General features: G+C 68.6%; 22 protein-coding genes and 1 pseudogene. 18 read left to right on the top strand and 5 right to left on the bottom strand.

Annotated elements, in window-relative coordinates; genetic code table 11:
* Window positions 1-47 precede the first annotated feature (47 nt).
* On the top strand, window positions 48-1,712 hold the full coding sequence (locus tag ABD993_RS26470; protein ID WP_345424115.1) for a flavin-containing monooxygenase: 1,665 nt from the start codon (window positions 48-50) through the stop codon (window positions 1,710-1,712).
* A 107-nt stretch (window positions 1,713-1,819) separates the two neighbouring features.
* Here the strand turns inward: ABD993_RS26470 and ABD993_RS36900 are convergent.
* A pseudogene (locus tag ABD993_RS36900) lies at window positions 1,820-2,049 on the bottom strand (IS701 family transposase); the annotation flags it as partial.
* Window positions 2,050-2,587: 538 nt separating this feature from the next.
* Between ABD993_RS36900 and ABD993_RS26455 the strand changes: the two are divergent.
* The 15 genes from ABD993_RS26455 to ABD993_RS26385 all read left to right on the top strand — a co-directional run bounded on the left by ABD993_RS26455 (window position 2,588) and on the right by ABD993_RS26385 (window position 16,336).
* Complete coding sequence (locus tag ABD993_RS26455; protein WP_345424112.1) at window positions 2,588-3,907, top strand: MFS transporter; 1,320 nt, start codon at window positions 2,588-2,590, stop codon at window positions 3,905-3,907.
* A 376-nt stretch (window positions 3,908-4,283) separates the two neighbouring features.
* The gene (locus tag ABD993_RS26450; RefSeq protein ID WP_345424109.1) at window positions 4,284-5,489 is read left to right on the top strand and encodes a cytochrome P450; all 1,206 of its coding nucleotides are present in this window, start codon (window positions 4,284-4,286) and stop codon (window positions 5,487-5,489) included.
* 25 nt (window positions 5,490-5,514) lie between these two features.
* The gene (locus tag ABD993_RS26445) at window positions 5,515-6,324 is read left to right on the top strand and encodes an HpcH/HpaI aldolase family protein (protein ID WP_345424107.1); all 810 of its coding nucleotides are present in this window, start codon (window positions 5,515-5,517) and stop codon (window positions 6,322-6,324) included.
* Between the two features lies 1 nt (window position 6,325).
* A complete protein-coding gene (locus ABD993_RS26440; protein WP_345424104.1) occupies window positions 6,326-7,276 on the top strand; it encodes an NAD-dependent epimerase/dehydratase family protein in 951 nt (316 codons plus the stop codon).
* Window positions 7,273-7,467 (top strand): ferredoxin, encoded by a 195-nt coding sequence (locus tag ABD993_RS26435; RefSeq protein WP_345424102.1) that lies wholly within the window; start codon window positions 7,273-7,275, stop codon window positions 7,465-7,467. The genes ABD993_RS26440 and ABD993_RS26435 overlap by 4 nt, the downstream gene beginning before the upstream one ends.
* Before the next feature lie 42 nt (window positions 7,468-7,509).
* Window positions 7,510-8,976 (top strand): aldehyde dehydrogenase family protein, encoded by a 1,467-nt coding sequence (locus ABD993_RS26430; RefSeq protein WP_345424099.1) that lies wholly within the window; start codon window positions 7,510-7,512, stop codon window positions 8,974-8,976.
* Between the two features lie 31 nt (window positions 8,977-9,007).
* The gene (locus ABD993_RS26425) at window positions 9,008-9,841 is read left to right on the top strand and encodes a mycofactocin-coupled SDR family oxidoreductase (protein ID WP_345424096.1); all 834 of its coding nucleotides are present in this window, start codon (window positions 9,008-9,010) and stop codon (window positions 9,839-9,841) included.
* A 37-nt stretch (window positions 9,842-9,878) separates the two neighbouring features.
* Window positions 9,879-11,303, top strand: coding sequence for an NAD(P)/FAD-dependent oxidoreductase (locus tag ABD993_RS26420; RefSeq protein WP_345424093.1), 1,425 nt, complete (start codon window positions 9,879-9,881; stop codon window positions 11,301-11,303).
* Window positions 11,300-12,490: an epoxide hydrolase family protein gene (locus ABD993_RS26415; protein ID WP_345424090.1), complete on the top strand. Its 1,191-nt coding sequence runs from the start codon at window positions 11,300-11,302 to the stop codon at window positions 12,488-12,490. The genes ABD993_RS26420 and ABD993_RS26415 overlap by 4 nt, the downstream gene beginning before the upstream one ends.
* Window positions 12,491-12,506: 16 nt before the next feature.
* The gene (locus ABD993_RS26410; RefSeq protein ID WP_345424087.1) at window positions 12,507-13,508 is read left to right on the top strand and encodes a PDR/VanB family oxidoreductase; all 1,002 of its coding nucleotides are present in this window, start codon (window positions 12,507-12,509) and stop codon (window positions 13,506-13,508) included.
* Window positions 13,509-13,552: 44 nt separating this feature from the next.
* Entirely contained in the window at window positions 13,553-14,287 is a 735-nt protein-coding gene (locus ABD993_RS26405) for a TetR/AcrR family transcriptional regulator (protein ID WP_345424085.1), read from the top strand.
* A 40-nt stretch (window positions 14,288-14,327) separates the two neighbouring features.
* Window positions 14,328-14,582: a hypothetical protein gene (locus ABD993_RS26400; protein ID WP_345424083.1), complete on the top strand. Its 255-nt coding sequence runs from the start codon at window positions 14,328-14,330 to the stop codon at window positions 14,580-14,582.
* A gap of 105 nt (window positions 14,583-14,687) precedes the next feature.
* A complete protein-coding gene (locus ABD993_RS26395) occupies window positions 14,688-15,119 on the top strand; it encodes a hypothetical protein (protein WP_345424081.1) in 432 nt (143 codons plus the stop codon).
* An 11-nt stretch (window positions 15,120-15,130) separates the two neighbouring features.
* On the top strand, window positions 15,131-16,003 hold the full coding sequence (locus tag ABD993_RS26390; RefSeq protein WP_345424078.1) for an LLM class F420-dependent oxidoreductase: 873 nt from the start codon (window positions 15,131-15,133) through the stop codon (window positions 16,001-16,003).
* A 69-nt stretch (window positions 16,004-16,072) separates the two neighbouring features.
* The gene (locus ABD993_RS26385; RefSeq protein WP_345424075.1) at window positions 16,073-16,336 is read left to right on the top strand and encodes a hypothetical protein; all 264 of its coding nucleotides are present in this window, start codon (window positions 16,073-16,075) and stop codon (window positions 16,334-16,336) included.
* Window positions 16,337-16,688: 352 nt separating this feature from the next.
* Here the strand turns inward: ABD993_RS26385 and ABD993_RS26380 are convergent, their stop codons facing one another.
* The 4 genes from ABD993_RS26380 to ABD993_RS26365 are packed head-to-tail and all read right to left on the bottom strand — an operon-like array spanning window position 16,689 to window position 21,107.
* Window positions 16,689-17,558, bottom strand: a complete 870-nt coding sequence (locus ABD993_RS26380) for an SDR family oxidoreductase (RefSeq protein WP_345424072.1) — start codon at window positions 17,556-17,558, stop codon at window positions 16,689-16,691.
* On the bottom strand, window positions 17,555-18,706 hold the full coding sequence (locus tag ABD993_RS26375; protein ID WP_345424070.1) for an acyl-CoA dehydrogenase family protein: 1,152 nt from the start codon (window positions 18,704-18,706) through the stop codon (window positions 17,555-17,557). The genes ABD993_RS26380 and ABD993_RS26375 overlap by 4 nt, the downstream gene beginning before the upstream one ends.
* Before the next feature lie 3 nt (window positions 18,707-18,709).
* The gene (locus ABD993_RS26370) at window positions 18,710-19,894 is read right to left on the bottom strand and encodes an acyl-CoA dehydrogenase family protein (RefSeq protein WP_345424067.1); all 1,185 of its coding nucleotides are present in this window, start codon (window positions 19,892-19,894) and stop codon (window positions 18,710-18,712) included.
* Window position 19,895: 1 nt separating this feature from the next.
* Entirely contained in the window at window positions 19,896-21,107 is a 1,212-nt protein-coding gene (locus ABD993_RS26365) for an acetyl-CoA acetyltransferase (RefSeq protein WP_345424064.1), read from the bottom strand.
* Between the two features lie 144 nt (window positions 21,108-21,251).
* Here ABD993_RS26365 and ABD993_RS26360 point away from each other — a divergent pair, with 144 nt between their 5' ends.
* Both ABD993_RS26360 and ABD993_RS26355 read left to right on the top strand, forming a co-directional pair.
* Window positions 21,252-24,458, top strand: coding sequence for an acetyl-CoA carboxylase family protein (locus ABD993_RS26360; protein WP_345424061.1), 3,207 nt, complete (start codon window positions 21,252-21,254; stop codon window positions 24,456-24,458).
* Window positions 24,448-25,305, top strand: coding sequence for an enoyl-CoA hydratase/isomerase family protein (locus tag ABD993_RS26355; RefSeq protein WP_345424058.1), 858 nt, complete (start codon window positions 24,448-24,450; stop codon window positions 25,303-25,305). Before ABD993_RS26360 ends, ABD993_RS26355 begins: the two co-directional genes overlap by 11 nt.
* The last annotated feature ends 18 nt before the right edge of the window (window positions 25,306-25,323 follow it).

The following is a 25,323-nucleotide window of genomic DNA, read 5'->3' as shown; positions in this document are numbered from 1 at the left end:
GACCGGCCCCGAGGCCTCGGCGCCGACCTGACCGAAGGAGATCGATAGTGCCCGACCAGCCCAGCATCGACGCTGTGGAAACCGACGCGCTCGTCATCGGCGCCGGATTCGCGGGTCTCGACGCGGTGTACGTCCTGCGCGAACGCGGATTGACCGTCCGCGGTCTCGAGGCCGCGGACGGTATCGGCGGCACCTGGTACTGGAACCGCTACCCCGGGGCCCGTACCGACAGCAAGGCCTTCGTCTACTGCTACACATTCTCGAAGGAGCTGCGCGAGGAGTGGGACTGGTCGGAGCTCTACCCGACGCAGCCCGAGGTCCTCGCCTATCTCGAGTTCGTAGCCCGGCGACTCGACCTCACCAAGCATTTCCGTTTCGGCTCGACCGTCACCGGCGCCCGATGGGACGACGACACGGCACGGTGGACCGTGCACAGTGCGGACGGCAGCGTCTACCGCTGCTCCTACCTCATCGCCGGGGTCGGCTGTCTGTCCGCCGTCAACGTGCCCCGCTTCCCCGAGCTCGACTCCTACCGCGGCACTCTCGTGCACACTGCCCGGTGGCCACACGAGGGCCTCGACGTCACGGGCAAGCGAGTGGCCGTCATCGGCTCGGGGGCCTCCGGCATCCAGGCGCTGCCGGAACTGGCCAAGACCGCGGCCGCAGTGACGGTGCTGCAGCGGACCCCCAACTACGTCGCCCCCGCCGTCAGCCCCGAGTTCACCGACGAGGACCGGGCCGCCTACCGCCGCGATCACGACGAGATTCAGGCCTTCCTGCGGTCCAGCCCGTTCTCCCAGTACCTCAAGTCTGCGGGGCCCTCGGCCAAGGCCGCCGACCCCGAGGAACGCGCGGAGGTTCTCGCGCGAGCCTGGACCGAGGGTGGTCTCGGCATGCTGATGGCCACCTACGACGATCTCCTCGTGGATGCCGAGTCGAACGAGGTGGTCGCCGAGTACATCCGGCAGAAGATCCGGGACACGGTTCACGACCCTGCCACGGCCGAGAAGCTCATCCCAACCACCTACCCGTTCGGGATCAAGCGTCCGCCGGGCGGCGTCGGCTACCTGGAGACCTTCAACCAGCCGAACGTCTCGGTCGTGGACATCGCGGCCACGCCCATTGAGCGGTTCACCGAGGCAGGCCTGATCATCGACGCAACGGAGCTCGAGTTCGACGTCGTCGTCCTCGCCACCGGCTTCGACGCCGCGACCGGGGGCATCCTTCGGCTGAACATCGCGGGCCGCGGTGGACTCCCGCTGACCGAGGTCTGGGCCGAGGGGCCGTCGAACTATCTGGGGCTTGCGGTCCCGGAGTTTCCGAACCTGTTCACCATCATAGGCCCGCTCTCGGCTTTCGGAAACCTTCCTTCCTGCATCGAGCACAACGTCGAGTTCATCGCCTCCGCGATCGATCATGCTCGCTCGATCGGCGGTCCGGTCATCGAGGCGACGGTCGAGGCCGCCGACGAGTGGACCACGTCGGCCCGAGGAATCGGCGAGCAGACCCTGCTCACGCTGTCGACCGGCCAGGCGGCGAGTTCCTGGATCGTCGGCAGCAACATCGACGGTCGCAAACCGAGCACCCTGTACTACCTCGGCGGCGCCAACACCTACTTCGATCTCTGCGACGCGGAGCGTGAACTAGGGTTCCCGGGCTTCACCTTCATCAAGGCCGGGGATCGGGTGCCTGCCCACGCTCACAGCGACTAGTAGGGCTTTGACAGGTCGGGTTGGGGTAGGGGCGTTTGCAGGTGTGTCAGGCGCCGGTCCAGGCGCCGAGGAGGGTCTGGATCTCGCGGAGGACGGCATAGAGGGTCAGCCGGCGCAGGGGCTTCCGGGTCGTGACGCAGGCTGGCAGAAGGCCTGGGCGAGTTGCGGTGACGGTGACGTGGCGGTGCCAGCCGAGGTAGCTGCGGCCTTCGACGGGGTCCAGGCCGAGGCCGTCTTCGAGTTCGCGGTAGTCGTGTTCGATGAGCCAGCGGATCTTTGCCGGTTGAACGAGTAATCGGAGTCCGGTGTCGGGTGGGAGTGAGGACGATTGATGATCATGACCAGCACGTCTGCATCGACCGACGCCTGTAACGACACGTTCGCTCCCTCAGTACGGAGGGAGCTCGTGGTCGAGCGCCAGGGGTGTCAGACGAGGGAGTCGCAATGACAGGCAGGGTCGAGGGCAAGGTCGCTCTGGGCACCGGAGAGGCGCGCCGACAGGGCCGCTCACACGCCGTGGCGCTCGCGCGTGAGGGTGCGGGCGTGATCGCAGTGGACATCGCGGGGCCGATCAGGAACCCGCCGCCCAGGAGTCCGAGGCCATCTCGGCGGCCGTCCTGTTCCTCACCTCGGACGCGGCTCGTTAGTGCGGTGACCGCGCAGGCCCTCGCAGTGAACTCCGGAGCAACCGCCTCCTGATGTGATGTCGTGTCGCATCGCGGGACACGGACAGCACGCCGGCACGGCAGCCGCTTAGCCTCGCAGCCGCCGACAGGTGTGCATATCGCAAGGCCGCCCCGAGATGGGGCCTGGAACGGTTCCAGGGTTCGTCAGCCAAAGGACCGGCCACCCTTGCTGAACAAAAAGGAGTCATCGTGGACGACCTCAGTGCAGTGCCCGGCGGCCTCTCCAGCCGCAGGTGGACAAGGCTCATCCCGCTGTTCGGCGTCTGCATGTTCGTCCTGTACGTCGACCGTTACAATATCGCACTCGCCGCGCCAGTGATCCAGCAGGATCTCGGTCTGTCCAACGCGGACATCGGCACGATCACCGGCGTCTTCTTCCTCGGCTCGGTCATCTTCCAGATCCCCTTGCTGGCCTCGATGGCGCGCTTCGGGGGCAAGATCGTCATCGCCGTCTCGATCTTTGTCTGGGGCCTGGGGGCCAGCGCGTCGGGCCTCGCGCAGACGCACGACCAGCTCGTGGTCGCGCGGCTAGTCGTCGGGATCGGAGAAGCGGCCTTTCACCCCGCGATGTATGTCCTCATCGCACTGTGGTTCATGGAGCGCGAACGCGGCCGAGCGAACAGCATCTTCTTCTCCTTCAACATGGTCGCCGGAGTGGTCGCCACCCCGTTGACCGGGCTGATGCTCGAGCACATGAGCTGGCACACCGTGCTCGTCCTGCAGGGACTGCCGGCCATCGTCCTGGCAGTGGTATGGCTCATCGTGTACAACGACCGCCCGAGCCGGGTGTTCTGGCTCGCGCCGGGCGAAGGAGAGCTGATCGAGGACGCGGTGGCGCAGGAGAAGAAGGGCAGGCCCTCGGTCGCCTCGCTGGGATACCGGCGGGCCCTGCTCAATCCCACGGTGCTGCTCCTCATGCTGATCTACGGTCTGCTCGGCGGGGTGTCCGGAGTCTTCTCCATGTGGCTTCCGACAGTCATCCATGCGACCTTCCGCGGGCTCGGCCCGTTCGCCATCGGTGCGCTGGCGGCGGCGCCGGCGCTGGTCGGGGGCCTCGTGGCGATCGCACTGGGTCGTTTCGCCGACCGCACGAACCGCTACCGCTCGACGGTTGCCGCAACCATGCTGGTCGGCGCACTGGGACTGGCGGCTGGACCGCTGATCGCCGAGCCGCGGTGGTTGCAGATCGTGCTGCTCTGCGTGGTGGCAAGCGGCTGCGTCGGAGTGGTACCGCTGTTCTACGCGTCCCCGACGTGGATGCTGCCGTCGGCAGCCGTCGGGGTCGGGATCGGGCTCATCAACACCACCGGTGCGCTGTTCGGCTTCGCATCGTCCTACCTGGTCGGGTATCTCGCCGACGCGCTCGGATCGGTACCGGCCTCCTTCTCGCTTCTCGCGCTGTTGCTGGGTCTTGGCGCGCTGCTCGCCGCCGTGGTGCTGCGGAATCCGGACTCGTCGGTTTCCGTACCGCAGGCCCCCGGGTCGATGGCCGAGATCGAAGACCGATGACGGACCGACGTCAGACCACCCGACAGCGGCCCCGGCTGAGAGCCGGCGTCGTCGTCGGACCGCCTTGCTACGACCGTTCACGGCTCGACTCACTGAGATCGCCGGCTCGTGACGTGCGCCTGTCGGGCGTGGCCCACGAGGTCACCGAGATCGGCGCGTCCGACCTCGGACTCCGGACCGCCACCGAACCGGCCGCCAAGCCGCGCGGATCGCCCACTGCACCGACATCCCGATCATGGCCGACTCGATACCGGGTTCGGCCAGCGCGCACAACACAAAGTGGCACACATTGGCGTATTGACACGCAGCGGCGCTTGTCTCTAGCGTCCTCGGCGGTGGATGTGTCGCAGCCCACTAAATCAGGAGGTAGCGAACGATGGCCGTACCGGTCCCGTATCCCCTTCCCCTTCGCCAAGACGAGGTACTTGCCCCACCGCTCGAGCGCGACTTCGCCGAGCTCCGGTCGATCTCGCCGCTCGTGCGCGCGACCTTCCCCTTCGGCGGCGAGGGCTGGATCGCGTTGGGATACAAGGAGGTCAAGGCCGTTCTGAGCGATTCCCGGTTCAGCCTCGCAGAGGCGATGCGGGGGGATCATCCCCGGATCAGGATCACCGAGGGCGGGCCGCCGTTCCCGCCGTCCTTCACCCAGCTCGACCCTCCGGAGCACACCAAGCAACGCGGCGTGCTCATGAAGCACCTGACCGTGAAGCGCGTCCGCGCGCTCCGTCCGGCGATCGAGAAGATCGTCGGCGAGCAACTGGACGCGATCGAACGGAAGGGGCCGCCGGCCGATTTCGCCACCGATTTCGCGCAGGACATCCCGGTGCGCGTGCTCTGTCATCTGCTCGGAGTGCCGGCGACGGAGCGTGCGCGATTCCTCGCCGATGCGTCTCCTCTTGCCAACTCACGGGTCGTCGACGTCGAGGAGGCGGCCCGGCTGTTCGCATCGCTGACGGAGTACTTCGGCGAGCTGGTGGCGCGCAAGCGCGCCCACCCCACGGACGATCTGCTCAGTGCACTCGTCCACGACACGGAGTTGGGTGGTCTGTGGACCACCGAGGAGCTGCACGGTGTCGGCGTGGTGTTGCTGATCGCAGGCCATGACGCCACGGCCGCGATCCTGGGCGGCATCCTCCGCTGGCTCGTCCACCAGCCGCACACGTATGCCTCGCTGCGCGACGAGCCGGAAATGATTCCGAAGGCATTCGAGGAGTTCGTGCGGTTCCTGCCCGCCGGCCTGGCCGGCACCAGGTCGAGGATCGCCATGGAGGACGTCACGATCGGCGACGTCACGATCGCCGCCGGTGAGGCCGTCCTCCCGATCGTGCACGCCGCGAACTTCGACGAATCGGAGTTTGCGCACGCTGGCGAGCTGGACCTGAACCGGAGCGCGTCACCGCACGTCGCATTCGGTCACGGTGCCCATTCGTGCGTGGGGTCGCAGCTTGCCAGGGTCGAGATCGATGTCGCCGTGCGGGCGACGCTCCAACGGTTCGAACGACTCGTCGCGGTCGATCCCGACCCCGAATGGCGACAGCAGATCCTGCTGCGCGGCCCGAAGTCCATTCCCGTCACATGGTGACGGGTCATCTCAAAGGAGACGCAACGTGATCGGCAATGGAGCCAGGACGCGCTTCACCGCCCTCCTCGACCAGGGCAAGGTTCCCCTCGGCATGTTCGTCGCGTGCGAGGATCCCGCGTTCACCGAGATCCTCGGACGATCCGGCTACGACTTCGCCATCCTCGACGCCGAGCACTCGCACATGGGGCCTGCCGATCTCCTGGGACACGTCCGCGCCGCGGACGTGTCAGGACTGGTACCCGTCGTGCGAGTCTGGGAGAACTCCCGGCCGTTGATCCAGAAGTTCCTGGACATCGGCGCTGAGGGGATCGTCGTGCCGCACGTCGACACCGCCGAGCAGGCAGCCGCAGCGGTCGCGGCCACGCGCTTCCCCCCGCACGGCGAACGCAGCATCTGCCCGACGAACCACGCGTCCGGATACTCGATCGCCTACTGGGACGCCTACCGCGAGCACTCCCTCGAGAATGTGCTCGTCATCCCGATCATCGAGTCCGCCACGGCGTTGGAGAACCTCGAGTCGATCCTCGCGGTCGACGGGATCGACTATGTCTTCTTCGGTCCGGGCGACTACTCCCTCTCGATCGGCGTCGCCATGGACGCACCCGAGGTGGGGCTGGCGTGGGAGCGGGCCCGGGCACTCGCACGCGCGGCCGGCAAGCGTGTCATGACCACCGACAACGTACCCGGTCTCAGTGCGGGGCAGGCCGGCGCGATCGTCCACGGCATGGACCTGATGCACGTCAGCGAGTGGGCGGTGGGGGCCGTTGCGGCCCTGCGTGCCCGCTACGACAACCCTGCCGGTGTCGACCGGCTCGTACCCGTGGGAGGACAGTGAGATGGCCCGCGTGCTGATCACAGGTGGATCCGGACTCATCGGCTGGCGTGCCGTGGAACAGTTCGTCGAGACGGGTCACGAGGTCGTTGTGTACGACCTCCGACCCAACTATGAGAACCTCGCCGGAGTCCGCGACGAGGTGGAGGTGGTCACCGGTGACGTCACCGACCTGCCGCGTTTGCTGTCGGTGATGAAGAAGCACCGGATCGACCGGGTCCTGCACCTGGCGGCCTTCATCGCCCACGAGTCGCACAGCAGCCCGGTGGCCTCGTTCACGGTCAACATCATGGGCTCGGCCAACGTCTTCGATGCGGCGCTCGCGCTCGATGTCGAGCGGGTCTGCTGGGCGAGCACCGTCAATGCGGTCGGCATCATGCCCGACTACGACGGCACTCCGGTGGACGAGGACTACCGCTGCTCACCAGTCAGCCCGTACGGAGCGGCGAAATACGGCTGCGAGGTCATGGCCGGTGTCTACCGGGCCGAGCGGGGCCTCGATGTGATCGGCATCCGCCCGTCGCTCGCCTACGGACTGGGCCGACTGACCGGCGGTACGGGCCTGTTCAACGATGCGGTCCGGCGCGTGGCGGTCGGTGAGCCCGCGGTCGTCAACGACTTCGGTCGCGTACCCCATTCCCCGATCTACAACCGGGACATGGCCGCGATGTTCGTTGCCGGCACGCTGGCGCCCCGCACGGAACATCACCTCTTCAACACCCCCGTCGAGGCCACCTACACCGGCGAGGAGATCGCGGCTCTGCTTCGGAAGATCCGCAGTGACGCGGACGTGCGGGTCGAGCCGTTCCCCGACTACGCCACACCCGCGCCCGTGATGGACGGCAGCCGCGCTCGCGCCGAGCTCGGCTTCACCCCGAGATACACGCTCGAAGAGGGCCTGCGCGAGATGCTGGACTTCTACACCTCGGCACCGACGTCCGAGGCCCAGTCGTGAAGATCACGGCGAGCGCGGACAGGTGCATCGCAGCCGGCAACTGTGCCCTGATCGCTCCGGAGGTCTTCGACCAGAGCGACGAGGACGGGACGGTCGCCGTCCTCGACGACTCCCCACCGGTCGAGGCCCACGACACAGTTCGCCAGGCCGCGGCCGCATGCCCGGCTGCTGTCATCCACATCGACGACTGAGTCCGTCCGGAAGTGGACCGACCTCGAGGAAGAGGGACCCAGATGGCCGTTTCGGACGCTGACATCACGATCCTCCCCGACGCATCGCCCCTCATCGGGAGCGAGCGGCGCGGTACGACCTCCGGGGGTACGCACGATCACATCTACCCTGCCACGGGCCGGGTCACGGTTGCGGTGCCCTTGGCCGGCGCGCTGGAGGTCGACGAGGCGATCACGACCGCCCGTCGGGCACTCCCCGCGTGGCGGAACACGACAGCCGACACGCGCCGTCGAATCCTGCTCGACATCGCGGCGGCCGTCAGAACACATGCGGCGGAGCTCACCGCTCTGCAGGTCGCGGAGAACGGGACGCCTTCCGCGGTCGCGGCCTTCTCGGCCGGGGTCGTCGCCGACAGCCTCGAGTACTACGGGGGCTGGGTGGACAAGGCGGGCGGGGAGGTCCACCCGATGTGGCCTGCTCCGGCGCTCGACTACTCTCTTCGGGAACCGCTCGGCGTCGTCGGCGTGATCATCCCGTGGAACAGCCCGCTCTACACCCTTGGTTCGGTGGTGGCGCCGGCACTGGCGGCCGGCAACTGCGTCGTCGTGAAGCCACCTGAGCTGACCCCGTTCACCGCCGCACGCTTCGCCGACCTCGCGCTGGCGGCGGGTCTGCCGTCGGGCGTGCTCAACATCCTTCCCGGCGGTGCGGAAGCCGGCAGCGCGCTGGTTTCCCATCCAGGACTCGACAAGATCCATTTCACGGGCAGCGGGCGGACTGCGGGCGCCATCCTGGCCGCTGCGGCCGCGACCCTCGTTCCGGTCGGGCTAGAACTCGGAGGCAAGTCCCCCAACATCGTCTTCGCCGATGCCGACATCGAGGCCGCCGTCGGACAGACCGTCTCGGCGGTGCTCAGCCTCTCCGGTCAGGGCTGCATCAACGGAACACGCGTGCTCGTCGAGGACCGGGCGTACGACGACGTGGTAGAGCGGTGTCGAGTCGCCCTCCGACAAGCGTCCGTCGGGGACCCGGCCCTGACCAGCACGGTCGTCGGGCCGGTGATCGACGAACGCTCCTGTGTCCGGATCCTCGACACGATCGACCGGGCCCAGGAGAACAAGGACGGCACCCTGATCACGGGTGGCGGCCGGTGCCAGGGAGACCTTGCCGCCGGGTACTTTCTCGAACCGACGCTGTTCGCGGACGTCAAGCCGGACGCCGACATCGCTCGCGAGGAGATCTTCGGCCCGGTGCTGTCGATCATGCGTTTCGGCACCGAGACCGAGGCGCTGGAGCTGGCCAACGACACGCCGTACGGTCTCGCCGCCTATGTGCAGACCAACGATGTCAAAAGGGCCCATCGACTGGCGGCCCAGCTCGACGCCGGCATGGTCTGGATCAACGGGTTCGGTGGGCTCCCGCCGTCCTTACCTTTCGGCGGGGTGAAGGCAAGCGGTGTCGGCAGGCTCGGCGGCAGGTCCGGGCTCGACGAGTTCAGCCGCACCAAGAACGTTTGGCTCGCACTGTGACCACAGATCATGACGAACTGGAGGCCCGACGATGACGGGACGTGTGGAAGGCAAGGTCGCCCTCATCACCGGCGCTGCCCGAGGTCAGGGGCGCTCCCACGCGCTGCGGCTCGCAGAGGAGGGCGCTGACATCATCGCGGTCGACGTCTGCGCGCCGATCGAGACGGTCAACTACGACCCTGCGACCCCGGCCGATCTCGAGGAGACGGTACGGCTCGTCGAAAAACTGGACCGCCGGATCGTCGCCACCCAAGCGGACGTCCGGGACTTCGACGCGCTCCAGGCTGCGGTCGACCGAGGTGTGAGCGAGCTCGGCAGGCTCGACATCGTGCTGGCCAACGCCGGCATCGCCACCTACGGGCCGGCCGCAGAACAGTCCGAGCAGCAGTGGGAGACGATGATCGGGATCAACCTGACCGGTGTGTGGCACACCGCGAAGGCCGCCATTCCGACCATGACCGCCCAGGGCTCCGGCGGGTCGATCGTCATCACCAGCTCGCTGGCCGGGATCAAGGGATTCCCGAACTCGGTGAGCTACTCGGCCGCCAAGTTCGGCGTGGTGGGGATCGCCCGGACACTCGCCCACGAGCTCGCTCCGCATGCGATCCGCGTGAACACGGTGCATCCGACCAACGTGCACACGACCATGCTCGACAACCCGGGCATCTACAAGCTCTTCCGACCGGATCTCGACAACCCCACCTTCGAGGATGCCAAGGACGTGTACAGCGTCATGAACCTCATGCCGTTGCCGTGGGTCGAGACCATCGACATCTCCAACGCCATCCTCTGGCTGGCATCCGATGAAGCGCGATACGTGACGGGCATCAGCCTGCCCGTCGACCTCGGCGCCAGCGCCAAGTAGCCGATCAGGCATCCGCCACCAAGTACTGGAGAGCTACATGTCCACTTCATCCGCCCAGCAGGAGACCCCGCGCGAGCGCTCGGGTCGAGCGATCGTCATCGGTGGAAGCATGGCCGGCTCGCTCGCGGCCGCCGCATTGTCGCGGCACTTCGCCGAAGTGACCGTCCTCGACCGGGACGCCTTCCCCGAGAAGCCAGACCATCGCAAGGGCGTGCCGCACGGTCATCATTTCCACGCACTGCTCGCCGGCGGCCGGGAGGCGATCGACAGCCTCCTCCCGGACTTCTCCCGCCGAGCTGTCGAGGACGGTGCGCACACCCTCTCGGTGACTGCCGACGTCAGATACCGGCAGAGGTGCGGTTGGATGCCGCGGTTCCCGGGAGCCCTCGAGGTCGTGATGGCGAGCCGGCCCTTCATCGAGTGGACCGTCCGCGAGCTGGCCGGCCAGATCGACGGGATCCACTACCGGCCCCGGACGTCCGTCCTCGGCTTGCGCCTGGCCGATGGCCGAGTGACCGGAGTGTCGGTCAAGGACGAGCAGTCCGGTGCCGAGTCCGATCTCGATGCCGACCTGGTCGTCGACGCCAGCGGCCGCAACTCCAAGGCGAGCTCCTGGCTGCGCGAACTGGGGTACCCGAGCCCCTCGGAGACGACCGTCAACGCCCACTGGGGGTACTCGAGCGTCTTCGTCCGGGTGCCGAAGGGCTGGGATCCCGGCTTCCGCGCCATGTACACCCCTCCGCTGGGCGAGGGGGCTCCCGAGGGCGGCGCGCGGACACGCGGCTGCGCGATGTGGGTGCAGGAGGGCGAGGATCGCTGGATCTTCACCGTGCAGGGTGCTGCCGGCGACTACCCGCCACGGGACGAGGCCGGTCTGCGCGCGTACGTGGCAACCATCGGTGTCGCCGAGGTCGACGCGGCGGTGGCCGAGTTCGAGTTCATCAGCCCCGTCCAGGTGTGGCGCGACACGACGAACAGACTGCGCGACTATGCGAACCTCGCGATGCGTCCGGAGAACTTCGTGCTCCTCGGCGACTCGGTCGCGGCCTTCAACCCGGTCTACGGCCAGGGCATGACCATGGCGGCCATCAGCGCTGTCACTCTGGACCGCGAGTTGCAGAATGTGCCCAGCACGCGCCCCGATGCGCTCGCCGGCCTCGCCGAACGGTTCCAGAAGTCGTTGGACGGGTCGATCCAGTTCTGCTGGTCGACCTCCACCGGACAGGACTACCGAGTACCCGGGGTCGAGCTCATGGTGGACGGGCAGGCACAGCCCAGCCCTGCCGGCGAGGCGGAGTTCTCCGACCGGCTGCTCGCATTCGTCTCCCGCGACCGCGAGACGTACGAGAAGTTCATGGAGACCACCCAGTTGATCCGCTCACCCGAATGGCTTGCCGGCGACGAGGTGGTGTCGGCGATCCAGGCCGACTGGGACGAGCTCGGCAAGCTGGTGCTCCGATGACCACCGCGTCCACGAGCCGTGAGACGGCCGGTACACCCCGCGAAGGGGTGACCCCGTTCGAGGTTCACGTCACCGATGAGGATCTCTCCGACCTGCGCGAGAGGCTCTCGCGAACCCGCTGGCCCGACCAGATCCCGGGCAGCGGATGGGGTTACGGCACGGACCGCGACTATCTGAGGGATCTGTGCGGTTACTGGGAGACGACGTTCGACTGGCGGAGTGTGGAGTCACGGCTCAACCAGTGGCCCCAGTTCGTGACGACGATCGACGGGCAGCAGGTACACGCCATCCACGCCCGTTCGAAGGAACCGAGCGCCACTCCGCTGCTCCTGCTCCATGGCTGGCCGGGGTCGGTCATGGAGTTCCTCTCGCTCATTGGTCCGCTGACCGATCCCGTCGCCAACGGTGGACGCGCAGAGGACGCGTTCCACGTCATCTGTCCTTCCCTCCCGGGATTCGCCTGGAGCGGCCCCACGACGGAACCGGGGTGGGACGCCGCTCGGATCACGACGGCGATGCTGACTCTGATGGACAGGTTCGGCTACGAGCGGTTCGGGGTCCAAGGCGGCGACTGGGGCGCAGTCGTGGCCACTCGGATAGCCGCTGCGGCTCCCGAACGCGTCATCGGCCTGCAGCTGAACTTCGTCGTCACCGCCGGGCCGATCCCGGAGGACGGCGACCCCACAGCGGAGGAACAGCAGCTGCTCGCCGAGATGGGGGCCCACCTCGCCACGGGAAGTGGGTACGTCGCGATCCAGAGCACCCGGCCACAGAGCCTCGCATACGGTCTGACGGACTCGCCGGCCGGTCTCGCAGGCTGGATCGTGGAGAAGCTGCACGCGTGGACCGACTGCGGCGGTGACGTGGAGACCGCGATCTCGCGGGACGAGATCCTGGCGAACCTGAGCGCCTACTGGTTCACCGGCACGATCGGTTCCTCCACCCGGATCTACTGCGAGTCGGAACGCTCCGGAAACGGGGGACCACTGCCGGAAGCCGTGACGGTGCCGACCGGCTGCGCCATGTTCCCTCGTGAGCTGTTTCGGCCTTCCCGACGCTGGGCCGATCGCCACTACAGCGACATCCGGCGCTGGACGGTGATGCAACGCGGCGGCCATTTCGCCGCGCTCGAACAGCCCGACGCCCTGCTGACAGAGATCCGCGCCTTCTTCGCGGCGCTCGCCTGACCCGAGGAGACCGACGATGAGCCCCGCCACCGTTCCGCCACGACCCGGTGCACCCGAGTGGGACGGCGAATTGATCGTCACGGAGCGAGAAGTCGTCGCCGACGGTGTCGTCATGATCGCCTTGGGCTGCCCGGACGGTTCGCCACTGCCCCGATGGGATCCTGGTGCCCACGTCGATCTCGTCCTGGCTCCGACCATCATCAGGCAGTACTCGCTGTGCGGTGATCCCGGTGACCGCGCGAGCTGGCGGATCGCGGTGCTGCGGGAGCCCGAGAGCCGCGGGGGCTCCCGTCTCGTCCACGATTCCCTCATCGCGGGTTCGACTGTACGAGTGCGGGGGCCCCGCAACAACTTCCCGCTGGTAGACGCTGATCGTTACCTGTTCATCGCCGGCGGCATCGGCATCACCCCGATCCGCACCATGATCGCGGCGGCCGAGGCGGCGGGGAGAGAATGGACGTTGCTCTACGGCGGGCGAACCAGGGGGGCGATGGCCTTCCTGAACGACTTCGACGACCGAGCGCCGACTTGGGCGTCCTCGGCATCCGGACGGGTCGTCGTCACTCCGCAGGACGAGGCAGGGCTCCTGGATCTCGACGCTCACCTGGGCGCTCCCGATCCGGGTGCTGTCGTCTACTGCTGCGGGCCGGAGGGTCTGCTCGACGCAGTCGAGTCGAAGTGCGCAACCTGGCCGCCGGGGTCGCTGCACGTCGAGCGGTTCCGTCCGCGCGGGGACGCGCAGTCCTCGGCGTCACGATTCCAGGTGGAGCTGCGGCGATCCGCTCGGACGATCACCGTGGAGCGCGACAGATCAATCCTCCAGACCCTCGAGAACGCGGGTGTCGATGTTCTGACGTCCTGCGAAGAGGGCACGTGTGGCACGTGCATGGTCCCGGTGCTCGACGGGATCCCCGATCATCGCGATTCTGTTCTGACGGGGGCCGAGCGTGCCTCCGGTGAACAGATCCTGGTCTGTGTGTCCCGTTCACACTCGCCCACGTTGGTTCTCGACCTGTAGCAGGACCAGCCGCCCGCGACAACTATTACAGTCGGGTCGGTAGCATGAAGGCCGGGCGCAGGAAGTGGGACATGGCGAACGACAATCAGACGCCTCGACGGCCGGGGCTGCGCGAGCAGCGTCGCGATCAGCTCCTGCACGACGTTCGGCAGGTGGCACTCCGCCAGTTCGGTGAACGCGGCTACGAAGCGACGACATTGAAGGAGATCTGCGAGGAGGCCGGAATCTCGCTCAGGACGCTGTTCCGCCACTTCAGGGGCAAGGACGACATTCTTGCCTCGCGGATCGCGGACTGGTCGCGGCGGATCCCGGAGAAGCTCAGCGAGCAACCGTCGGATCTTCCACTCCTGCAGGCCTATCGGATCGCCCTGCTCGCGACAGTGGGTGATCTGGAATCCGACCGCGAGGAGGTGCGCCTGACACTTCGGCTCTACGACGAGGTGCCGGGCATCCGCGGCGAGTACCTGGGGCGAGCAGGGGGCCACGCGGAGGACACGATGAGCGTGGAACTCGCCGAGCGGCTCGACGTACATTTGACCGATCCTCGAATACGTCTACTCCGGTCGTACATCACGTCAGCGGTTGTGCAAGCCATGTCGGACTGGTCGAGGGGGGCGGTCCCGGGCGATCTCGGGACTCTCGTCGACCGCTACCTCGCGACGATCGACGGGGTCCCGGACGCCATCACCGCTACTCCCTGGGTGCGGGAAGAAGCAACCGCCGACACAGCGATCGCTGCGACGACGCCGCGGCCTGGCGGTCGATCCGCAGCTCGGTGAGCCCGGCGACGGGTTCGGCGTCGCGCTCGGCCGCCCCGTAATGGAACTCCACTTCAGACGGACACGCACCGCGTCGAGCGGCGGCTCGCGTGCGGGCAATTCACCAAGCCCGGAGAGCTCCGCGACTACGAGCCCGATCCAGAAAACCATCGACGAGATTGTCGACGAAGCCGCGGGCAACAGCCAGGTCGAGTTCGTCTCGGAGTTTGCCATACCGCTCACCGCGCGCGTGACAATGAGCACCCTGCACCTGCCGGTCGTCGACACACTGATGACGTCCGTGGGTTCGACGTAATATCTATTGCTGTGATGCGCGCCAACCCAGGATCGCCACTTGATCTGGTTACATGCATGCATGATAATCGCTAGTTGGAAAGCATCCCGATGACGTGGAGGCGGTATGATCGGCCTGGCTCAAAAACCTTCGGCTACTGATCAGCTGGACCGGTGGTTCGAGGGGGCCGTCGACCGGTTCCGGTCCAGGACTCCGCGCTCCTCGGCCGCGTTCGACGAGGCAAGCAGGCTCATTCCCGGCGGAGTTATCCCCGGCACCCCGGACAGCGTGGTGCCGCTCCCGTTCAACGACCCCGACGGTGCGGAGACGCTCGATTTCGGTCTGCATTGGACCGAAACCCCGGTGACCGATTTCGACACGACGCAGGCCTCGGATCGTGAGGTCATCTCCCGACTGATCCTCAACCTCTACAACGAGGGTTTCCTCATGTTCCGTGCGGGCACCGATACGCTCACCGCGGCCATGACGCACGATGACGTGGATTCCGTGCTGCGCGCACTGGATGCCTCCCTGCGCGAAAGCGGACTGGGCGGATGAGGTTCGGCGCCGTGCTGCCGACCCAGGAGATCGGCTCGGACCCGATCGCGATCCGGGACTTCGCCCAGGCGGTCGAGGAACTCGGGTTCGATCACCTGGTCGCCTACGACCACGTACTGGGCGCCGTCCACGAGGGTCGCGAACCGCCACTGGCCGGTCCCTACGACGAGCAAGACCCGTTCCACGAACCGTTTGTCCTCTTCGGATACCTCGCGGCGCTGACACGGAGGATCGAGCTGGCGACCGGGGTGCTGGTCCTGCCGCAACGTCAGACCGCGCTCGTGGCGAAGCAGGCAACCGAGATCAGCCTGCTGTCCGGCGGGCGGCTCCGCCTCGGCGTCGGCACCGGCTGGAACTACGTCGAGTACTCCTCGCTCGGCACCGAGTTCGCGCAACGTGCTTCGGTGCTGACCGAACAGATCGAGGTGCTGCGCGCGTTGTGGCGCGACCCGGTCGTCGACTTCCAGGGCAAGCATCACCGCATCGACCGGGCCGGCCTTCTCCCTCGGCCCGAATCGGACATCCCATTATGGTGCGGCGGCAGCAGCCTGCCCGCCGTCCGACGCGGCGCCCGCATGGCCGATGGATTCATGTTCGGTTCCACCCGGCCGGTCGTGTTCGAACTGGCGCCCCGGGCGCTCGAACTGGTCGACCAAGCCGGCCGGGACCCGCGGCAATTCGGGCTCGAAGCGGTCATCGACTACACCGCAGGGGAAGCCGAATGGGAGCGGGCGCTCGCCGACTGGGAAAAGGTCGGCGGAACACACTTCTCCTTCCGCACCATCTCGACCGCCGCCGACTGGATGCGGATCGAGGCACCTGGCTTCACCTCACCCACCGAACACATCACCGCATTGGAAAGGTTTGCCCGGAAATGCCTGTAACGACGGAACCCCTCGACACTCGACAGGCCGTCGACGCGATCGCCCTGTAAGGATCGCCACTTCCGTACTTTGGACACCAACGACTGCGTCACGTCAGGTCGTCCACCGACCGACCCCACGGCCCGTTCCCGGACGTTCACGATCAACGAGGCGTGGCTGACCGTTGTCCTGCTCGCCGTCGACCTGCTCTCCGCGACCCAACATCTGCTGGATCCGGGCGAAGGTGCGGCGTTGACCTCGGGTGATTCGGGCGGCGAGGGGTCCTGGCCCTGGGCCGAACAGCTCGCGGCGGCCTTGGCCCGGCTCCACACGCTGCCCGTCCCCGTAGGCTGAACCAGCCTGACCGTCGGCACGAGCAGAGCGGAGCACCCGGCAGAACCGCAGGCCGGACGACCCCGCACGTCCCGATCGAGGTAGACGACGTCGAGGACGCCTACGACACTCTGCCGGAGCTCGCGATGGGCCCAGGAGGAAGCCATAGCGTTGTCGGCCCCGGAGGAGTGGGACCTCGATGAGCAGTTCGGCAACCGTCGGGTCCTCCTGACCGACCAGCCGGTGTCGGCTTCCAGCTGGTCGAGCGACCGCCCTCGCCCCTGACGGCCCTGCACCCCTTCAGCGGAACGGGCTTCGCCCACGAGTAGGGGCTCCGGGGAGGGCTCGCGGTCGGTGACCGCGAGCCCTCCCCTCAGCGACTCGCCCGACCGAATGTCAGGCGCGGATCGTGCGGGCCCTTGGGCTCGACCCAGGCGTCGAGCGCCAGGTCCTCGGGCCGCCCGCCGTCCAGGTAGGAGTCGAAGTCGGCGACGCCCTCCTCTTCCAGGACCTCGTCGTCGATGAAGAAGTTGCCCGTGCAGGTGCTCGCAGGCCGAGTGAGCACCGCATGGGCGGCGTCCGCCATGATCTCCGGCTTGCGAGCGTGTCGAGCGAACTCCGGCCCCATCAGCATCCGCACCGCCGCGGTGCTGATGGCGGTCCGCGGCCACAGGCTGTTGCAGGCGATCCCGTCCCCCCGCAGCTCCTCGGACAGCCCCAAGGTCACCAGGCTCATCGCGTACTTCGACATCGTGTACGCCGTGTGCGCACCGAACCACCGCGGCGCCGTGAGGATGGGTGGGGACAACGTGAGGACGTGGGCGTTCGCGGAGGCCCTCAGGTGCGGGATCGCCGTTCGGGCGAGCAGGAAGGCGCCGCGCGCGTTGATGTCGTGCATCAGGTCGTACTTGCGCATCGAGATCGTCTCCGAGCTCGACAGGTCGATGGCGCTCGCGTTGTTGATGACGACGTCGACGCCACCGAACCGCTCCACGACCGTCCGCACGGCGGCGACCACGAAGTCGTCGTCGCGGATGTCGCCGACCAGCGGCAACGCCCGACCGCCCGCGGCCTCGGCCGCCGCTGCCACCGAGTGGACCGTGCCCGGCAGGTTCGGGTTCTCCTCCGCGGACTTCGCGAGGAGGGCGACGTTCGCGCCGTCTCTGGCGCACCGCAGCGCAATCGCCTCCCCGATGCCCCGGCTTCCGCCCGAGATCACCACCGTCGCCTGGTTCAGGGTCACCGAGAACTCCTCACGGTCGGCACGACGGCAGCGCGCGCCTGGTCGAGAGCGGACGCGACACGGTCGAGGTGGGAGTCCGCACTCCCCCACGACATCTGGAAGCGCTTCATCATCCGGGTGTACAGGTGCAGCGGGTACTCCGTGGAGAAACCCATCGCGCCGTGGACGAGGTGCGAGCTCGCCTCCACGTCGTCGATCACCTGGTCGACGTAGCTCTTGGCCACGGAGGAGGACGCCGGCGGCGCGGACTCGGCGTCGAGTGCCCACGCCGCCTCCAGGACCAGGAGCCGAGCGGCGTCGATGCCCATCCGCATGTCGGCGCACCGGTTGCTGACGGCCTGGAACGACCCGATGGGTCTGCCGAACTGCCGGCGGTCCTTCGCCCAGGTCACGGACAGCTGCAGCGCGGACTCGCACGCGCCGACCGCCTGTGCGGCACCGAGCACCATCGCGGTGTCCAGCGCCGTGGTGACGAAGGCCTCCACCTCCTCCTGGCTGTCGAGGACGACGTCCGCCTCGGTCACGTGCATGCCGTCGAGCACGACCCTCGCCGAAGGCGAGCCGCCGACCACGCGGAGGCTCCGGGTGGCGAGACCACTCGCCCCGCCCGCGATGGACAGCAGCCGCGGGCCCCGCCCTTCGAGGTCGACGACGACGAGGATCGTGTCCGCGGCGGCGCCCCAGGGAACCATCGCCAGGACGCCGGACACCGTCCAGCCGTCGCCGCTCGCCGCCGCCGTGAGGCTCCGCCGAGCCCATTCGTCCCGCATGCCCTCCTCGAGTACGGCCAAGGTCGCGAGGGTCCGGCCCTCGACCAGGTCGGCGACGAAGGCCGCGGACCGCGGCGCGGTCCGCGCGAGCGGGATGGCGACCAGGGCGATCGAGGCGTCGAGCGGCGTGGCGACCGCGGCCCTGCCCAGCTCCTCGTAGACCAGGGCGAGATCGAGGACGGTCGCCCCCAGCCCCCCGTGCGACTCCGGCAGCGGGATCGCCGTCCAGCCCAGGTCGACCGCCTCGGCGAGCAGGGCCCTCGGGTCGGCTTCGGCGCGGACCCGCTCCGCCGTGTCGTCGAGGGGGTACCGGGTGGACAGCAGCTTGCGCGCGGTCCGGACGAGTTCCTGCTGCTCGAGATCGAGAGTGAGCTTCACGGCTCAGCCCGCCTTCGGGAGGCCGAGGCCGTGCCGGGCGACGATGGACCGTTGGATGTCGGACGTGCCGCCGGCGATGGTCATGGGGAGCATCTCCACCCACTCGCGTTCGATCCGTCCCTGCATCGGTGCCCCGGGCTCGTCCTCCAGGATGGCGCCACTCGCGCCCGCGACGGCCACGCCCGCTCTGGCCGCCTTCTGCACCACCGTGGCCCCGTGGACCCAGGCCATCGACGACTCCGCCACCGGGTCCTGGCCCGACTCCACCATCGAGGTGATGCGATAGCTGATCAGCCTCGCCGCCCGGTAGTCGCAGTAGGCCCTCGCGATGGCCCGCCGCACATCGTTGCGCGCCATGAGCGGCTCGCCGTCGGCGACGGTCTCACGGGCGTGGTCGACGAGCTGCTCGAGCATGGCGCCCGCGCGCGCGTGCATGGCGATGCCCGTCCGCTCGAACGAGAGACCGAAGGTGATCGCGGGCCAGCCCGCGTTCTCCTTCCCCAGCAGGTTCGCCGCCGGGACGTGCACGTCCTCGAAGAAGATCTCGTTGATCTCTCCCATGCCCGCCATCGACCGAATCGGTCGCACGGTGATGCCCGGTGACCTCATGTCGACGAGCAGGATCGAGATGCCGGCGTGCTTGGGCTCGGTGGGCCCGGTCCGGACCAGGAGCATGCACCAGTCGGCGGGCGAGTTCGCGTAGCTGTTCCAGATCTTCTGTCCGGTGACGACGTACTCGTCCCCCTGCCGGACGGCACGCGTCGACAACGAGGCGAGGTCGGAGCCTGCCCCGGGTTCGGAGAAACCCTGCGTCCAGATCACCTTGCCCGCCGCCATCGGCGGTAGGTGGGTCCGCTTCTGCTCCTCGGTGCCGAATCGCATGATCATCGGGCCGATGTAGTTGAGGTTCATGTACTGCGGGCCGCGCGGCTCGCCCGCGGCCCACATCTCCTCGCGGAGCACCATCTCGGTCCAGAGGTCACCGTCGCCGCCCCCGTACTCCGACGGCCACGCACGGGCCAACCAGCCCCGCTCCGCCAGGGCTTCGCAGACCGCGCGGGTGATCGGGATCATCTCCTCCGAGTTCGACCCGAACAGTCCGCGCCAGCCGTCGGGAAGGAGCCCGCGGACGAACTCCCGCAGCTGAACGCGGAACTCGTCCTGCTCGGCGCTGAACGCGAAGTCCACCTCACGCGCCTTCCACGATCAGAGAGGCCACCGTGGCCATGCTTCCTCCGAAGTTCAGGGTCATCGCCCGCCGCGCGCCCTGGACCTGGTAGTCCCCGGCCGAGCCGGTGACCTGTCGGTGAGCGTCGAGGAGCATTCGGAGCCCGCTAGCCCCCACCGGGTGCCCGACGCCGAGGAGACCGCCGCTCGGGTTGACCGGTGACCCGCCGTCCGGCGCCAGCTGACCGGTCTCCAGCAGCTGCGCCCCCTTGCCCGGAGCAGCGAGTCCGAGGTGCTCCACGATGACGAGCTCGGAGATGGAGAAGCAGTCGTGGACCTCGAACAGGTCGATCTCGGCGACCGTCGTGCCCGCTGCGGCGAGCGCCCGGTCCGCGACCTTCTTGACCCCGGGCATCAGGTAGCCGCCGTCGGCGGACTGCTCGAGCTTCGTCTGCAGCCCCAGCGGGCCCGTCCCGTGGGCCGTGCCGACGATCCGGGAGGCGTGTGACCGGAGCTCGGGACGCCGGTCCAGGAACTCGTCGTCGACGAGGAGGACCGCGACCCCGCCGTCGGTGATCTGGCTGCAGTCGGACCGTCGCAGCCCACCGAGGACGAAGGGGTTCGTCTCGTCGGAGGTGCCCGCGGGCCCGGCCAGGTCGACCTCGGGCCAGCCCCGCGTCTGGGCCAGCGGGTTGGCGCGGGCGTTGCCCAGGTTCAGCGCCGAGATCGCGCGCAGGACGCCGTCGTCGAGCCCGTAGCGGCGGTCGTACTCCTCGCGGATACGGTCGAACACGTAAGGCCAGGTCAGTGACACCCCATCGGCCTCGTGCCCGACCCAGGAGGCTCCGGACATCAGACCACCCGCGTCTCGGCCCGCGGACCGCTCGAGCTCGAGCCCGACCACGAGAACACAGTGCGAGCCCGTTGCCAGGTCCTTGAGCGCACCCAGCGCCGCCATCGATCCCGAGGCACAGGCGGCCTCGTGCCGGCTCGCGGGAAGCCACTGCAGCTGCGGCAGCACCGTCGCGGGCATGGTCCCGAGATGCCCCTGCCCCTGGTACGCCTCCCCGAAGGCGTTCGCCACATGGATGGTCTCGACGTCGGTCGGCTCGACGGGAAGGCTCTCGAAGAGCGAACCGAGCACCTCCGAGCACAACGCGGCGAAGTCGGCGCCTTCTCGGGCGAGACTCCGCGCGAAGTCGGTCTGGACCCCACCCAGTACCCAGTAGCTCATGTCCGGCCTCCTCGCCCTGCGGGCCGCGTCCGTGGTTCGGCGGCTGCGGGAGCCGACTCTAGGCAGCGTTGACACTATAGTCAACACTGCCTAGAGTGCGTTCCGGGTGCCGCCGCGGGGGCGCACCGGTACGTGAGGAAGCGGATGACGATCAGACGAGTCTTGATCGCGAACAGAGGCGAGATCGCGACCCGGATCGCAGGCACCCTGAATGAGCTCGGAGTGGAGACCGTCGCGGTGGCGGCCACCGACGACCTCTCGGGCCTCCATGTGGACGGCGCCGACACGGTGGTCCGGCTCGACGGCCCGGGTGCCGCCGCGTACCTCGATGCCGATGCGCTGATCGAGGCGGCGAGGTCCACGGACTGCGACGCCGTCCATCCCGGCTACGGCTTCCTGTCCGAGAGCGCCGAGTTCGCCGCCGAGTGCGAAGCCGCCGGGCTCACGTTCATCGGGCCCCGGCCGGACACCTTGTCGACCTTCGGCGACAAGGCCGCCGCACGCCGCCATGCCGCCGCCGCGGCGGCCCCGGTGCTCCGCGCCACGGACGGGGCCACGAACCTCGAGGGAGCCGTCGAGTTCCTCGAGTCGCTGCCCCCTGGTTCCGGTGTGATGCTGAAAGCCCTGCACGGCGGTGGCGGTCGCGGCATGCGCGTCATCACCTCGGTGGACCAGCTTCGCGACGAGTTCCCGCGCGCCGCGTCCGAGGCGACGAAAGCCTTCGGTGACGGCGACCTCTTCGTCGAGCAGCTGTTGCTCGACGCTCGCCACATCGAGGTCCAGATCGTGGGTGACGGCACGGGCGACGTCTCACACCTGTGGGACCGCGACTGCAGCATCCAGCGCAACCGCCAGAAGATCATCGAGCTCGCCCCCGCCGAGGGGCTCGACCCGGACTCGCGCCGGCAGCTCCTCACCGACGCCGTGACGATCGGGGCGAAGGCGCAGCTGCGCGGACTGGCGACGGTGGAGTTCCTGGTGAAGGGATCCGCCTTCTACTTCCTCGAGGTGAACCCGCGGATCCAGGTCGAGCACACCATCACCGAACAGATCACGGGGGTCGATCTCGTCGCGGTGCAGGTGGGGATCGCCGAGGGACGGACCCTCGCCGAGCTCGGCCTCACACAGGAGCAGGTGGCCGAGCCGTCCGGCTCGGCGGTCCAGCTCCGCCTCAATGCCGAGACACTGCTCTCCTCGGGCACCGTCGCGGCGGCGGTCGGCACGGTGGACGAGCTGGTGTTGCCGTCGGGGCGCGGGATTCGGGTGGACACCTGGATCCGGCCCGGCACCCCGATCGGCACCGCCTTCGACACCCTGGCGGCCAAGATCATCGTGTGGTCGGGACGAGGTCTGGTGTCGACAGTGGCGAAGGCTCGGCGCGCGCTGGCGGGAACCGTCGTGGGCGGTGTCGACACCAACCGCGAGCTGCTGCTGGCGATCCTCGACCACGACGCTCTGCCGAGACACCCCTCCACGACCTTCGTCGAGCAGCATGCCGCGGAGCTGATCGCGGCCGACGCGGCACCCCGGGTCCACGCCGAGGCACCCGCGGACCCGAACCAGAGCACGGTGTGCTCGGAGATGCCCGGGACGATCCTGAGTGTCGAGGCCGGGCCCGGCACCGGCGTCGACGCAGGAACCGTCGTGGTCGTGGTCGAGTCCATGAAGATGGAGCACGCCGTCACCGCGCGGGTATCGGGCCTGCTGGCCGAGGTCCATGTCGAGGTCGGGCGATCGGTCACCGCGGGGGCGCCGCTGTTCTCGATGATCCCGGACGGCCGCATCGACGCGAGCGGGGAGGCGGCGGACGAGCTCGACCTCGACCACATCAGCCCCCAGCTGGCGCAGGTGCTGGACCGCCGCCATCGCACGACCGACGAGCACCGCGCCGCGGCCGCCGCCAAACGCCACGCGGCCGGGCGCCGCACGGCCCGCGAGAACATCGCGGACCTGTGCGACCCGGGCACCTTCCACGAGATGGGCGCGTTGACGATCGCGGCACAGCGCAGCCGCCGCTCCGTCGCGGAGCTGGTCGAGTCGACCCCGGCCGACGGGTTGGTCACCGGCTTCGGCGAGGTCGACGGGCACCGGGTGACGGTCATCTCGTACGACTACTCCGTCCTGGCCGGGACACAGGGCATCCACAGCCACGAGAAGCTCGATCGGTTCGTGCGCATCGCGATCGACGAGACCCTCCCCGTGGTCATCTTCGCCACCGGAGGCGGCGGCCGCCCGGGCGACACCGACTTCGCCGGAATGGTGGGTCTCGACCAGCCGAGCTTCCGGTACTTCGGCCAGCTGGCGCGAGCCGTCCCGGTCATCTCCGTCGTCGCCGGACGCTGCTTCGCCGGGAACGCGGTGCTCGCCGGGTGCGCCGATGTCATGATCGTGACCCGGGACAGCTCCCTGGGCATGGGCGGACCGGCGATGATCGAGGGTGGCGGCCTGGGCCGCGTACACCCCGACGACGTCGGTCCCCCGGATCTCCTCAGCCGGATCGGTGTGATCGACGTCGTCGTGGAGGACGACGCGGCCGCGGTGGGTGCGGCTCGGGAGGCCCTCCGCCACGCGCTCGGGGTCCGCTTCCCGGAGTGGGAGTGCGAGGACCAGCGCATCCTGCGGCACGCGATTCCGGAGAACCGGGTGCGAGCGTACGACCTCGACCGGCTGATCGGATGGATGTGCGACCGGGACTCGGTCCTGGAGCTGCGGGCCGACTTCGGCAGGAGCATCAAGACCGTCCTCGCGCGCATCGAGGGCCGCCCCGTGGGCGTCATGGCCAACGACAACCGCTTCCTCGGCGGAGCGATCGACTCCGAGTCCGCGCGCAAGGCGAGCTATCTCCTCGCACTGTGCGACAAGTACGGCATCCCGGTGGTCTCGTTGGTCGACACCCCCGGGTTCATGGTCGGACCGGACTCCGAGTCGGAGGGCGCGGTCCGCCACATGAGCCAGATGTTCGCCGCGGGTGCCAACCTCCGGGTCCCGATGTACGTGCTCGTGCTCCGCAAGGCCTACGGTCTGGGCGCCATGGCGATGGCGGGCGGAGACATGAAGCAGTCCATCGCCAGCGTCGCGTGGCCGACGGGCGAGTTCGGCACGATGGGATTCGAGGGCGCCGTGCGCCTGGGGTTCAAGCGGGAGCTGGAGGCCATCGCGGACGACGCCGAACGTCAGGCGCGGTTCGACGAGCTCCTGGCGGAGATGTACGAACGCGGGACCGCGCTCAACGTCGCAGGCGTGTTCGAGATCGACGACGTCATCGACCCCAAGGACACCCGCGAGTCGATCGTCGCGACACTCTCGGTGAGTCGGCGGTCGGTATGGAACGGAGCTGGATATGAGCGCTGAGGACACTCGGGACAGCAGTACGCAGGACGGCACCGGGGACATCCGGGACTGGCCGGTCCGCTCCGCCGAGGGTGGTCTCCTGGTCACGCAGAAGGGCGCGGCCGCGGCGGTCGTGTTCAACCGGCCCGAGCGGCTCAACGCTCTGACCCTGGACGACACCCACTCGCTGCTGACCGTGCTCCGCGAGCTGAGCGCCGACCCGACGGTGCGGGCCGTGGCGCTGACCGGAGCGGGACGGGGCTTCTCCGCGGGCGCCGACCTCGAGGGGGCGTTCACCCCGGACGCCCTGGCGGCGATGCCGGCACACCTGCGCGAGATCACCACCCCCACCCTCACGCTCATTCGGGAGATGCCGAAGCCCGTCGTCGCCGCCGTGAACGGGGTGGCGGCCGGAATCGGATGCTCGTTCGCACTGGCCTGTGATCTGGTGGTGGCGCGCAGGAGCGCGCGCCTGACCATGGCCTTCAGCAAGATCGGGCTGAGTCTGGACGGCGGGTCGAGCGCCACGCTGGTCGCTCGGGCGGGCTTCGGCACGGCGGCCTGGATGGCGATGACCGGCAGACCCGTGTCTGCCGAGATGGCCCTCGGAAGGGGACTCGTCGACGAGGTACTGGAGTCCGAGGAGTACGACTCCGGGGTCTCGCGTCTGCTGTCCGACCTGGCCGCCGGGCCGACGCGTTCGTTCGCCGCCACCAAGCGGCTGTTGAACGCGTCCGGGTATCCCCGACTGCGGGAGGCCCTCGAAGCGGAAGCCGAGATCGTCGAGGACATGTTCGCGACCAACGACTTCCGTGGCGCGATCCAGGCAGTCGTGGCCGGACGCCCGGTCTCGTTCCAGGGCGACTGACCGCACGGCGAGGCACGC

The sequence above is a fragment of the Pseudonocardia xishanensis genome (assembly GCF_039541715.1).
Classification (GTDB): Bacteria; Actinomycetota; Actinomycetes; order Mycobacteriales; family Pseudonocardiaceae; genus Pseudonocardia; species Pseudonocardia xishanensis.
Note: the sequence above shows the minus strand (reverse complement) of the source record. Positions and strands in the feature narration are given on the sequence as shown.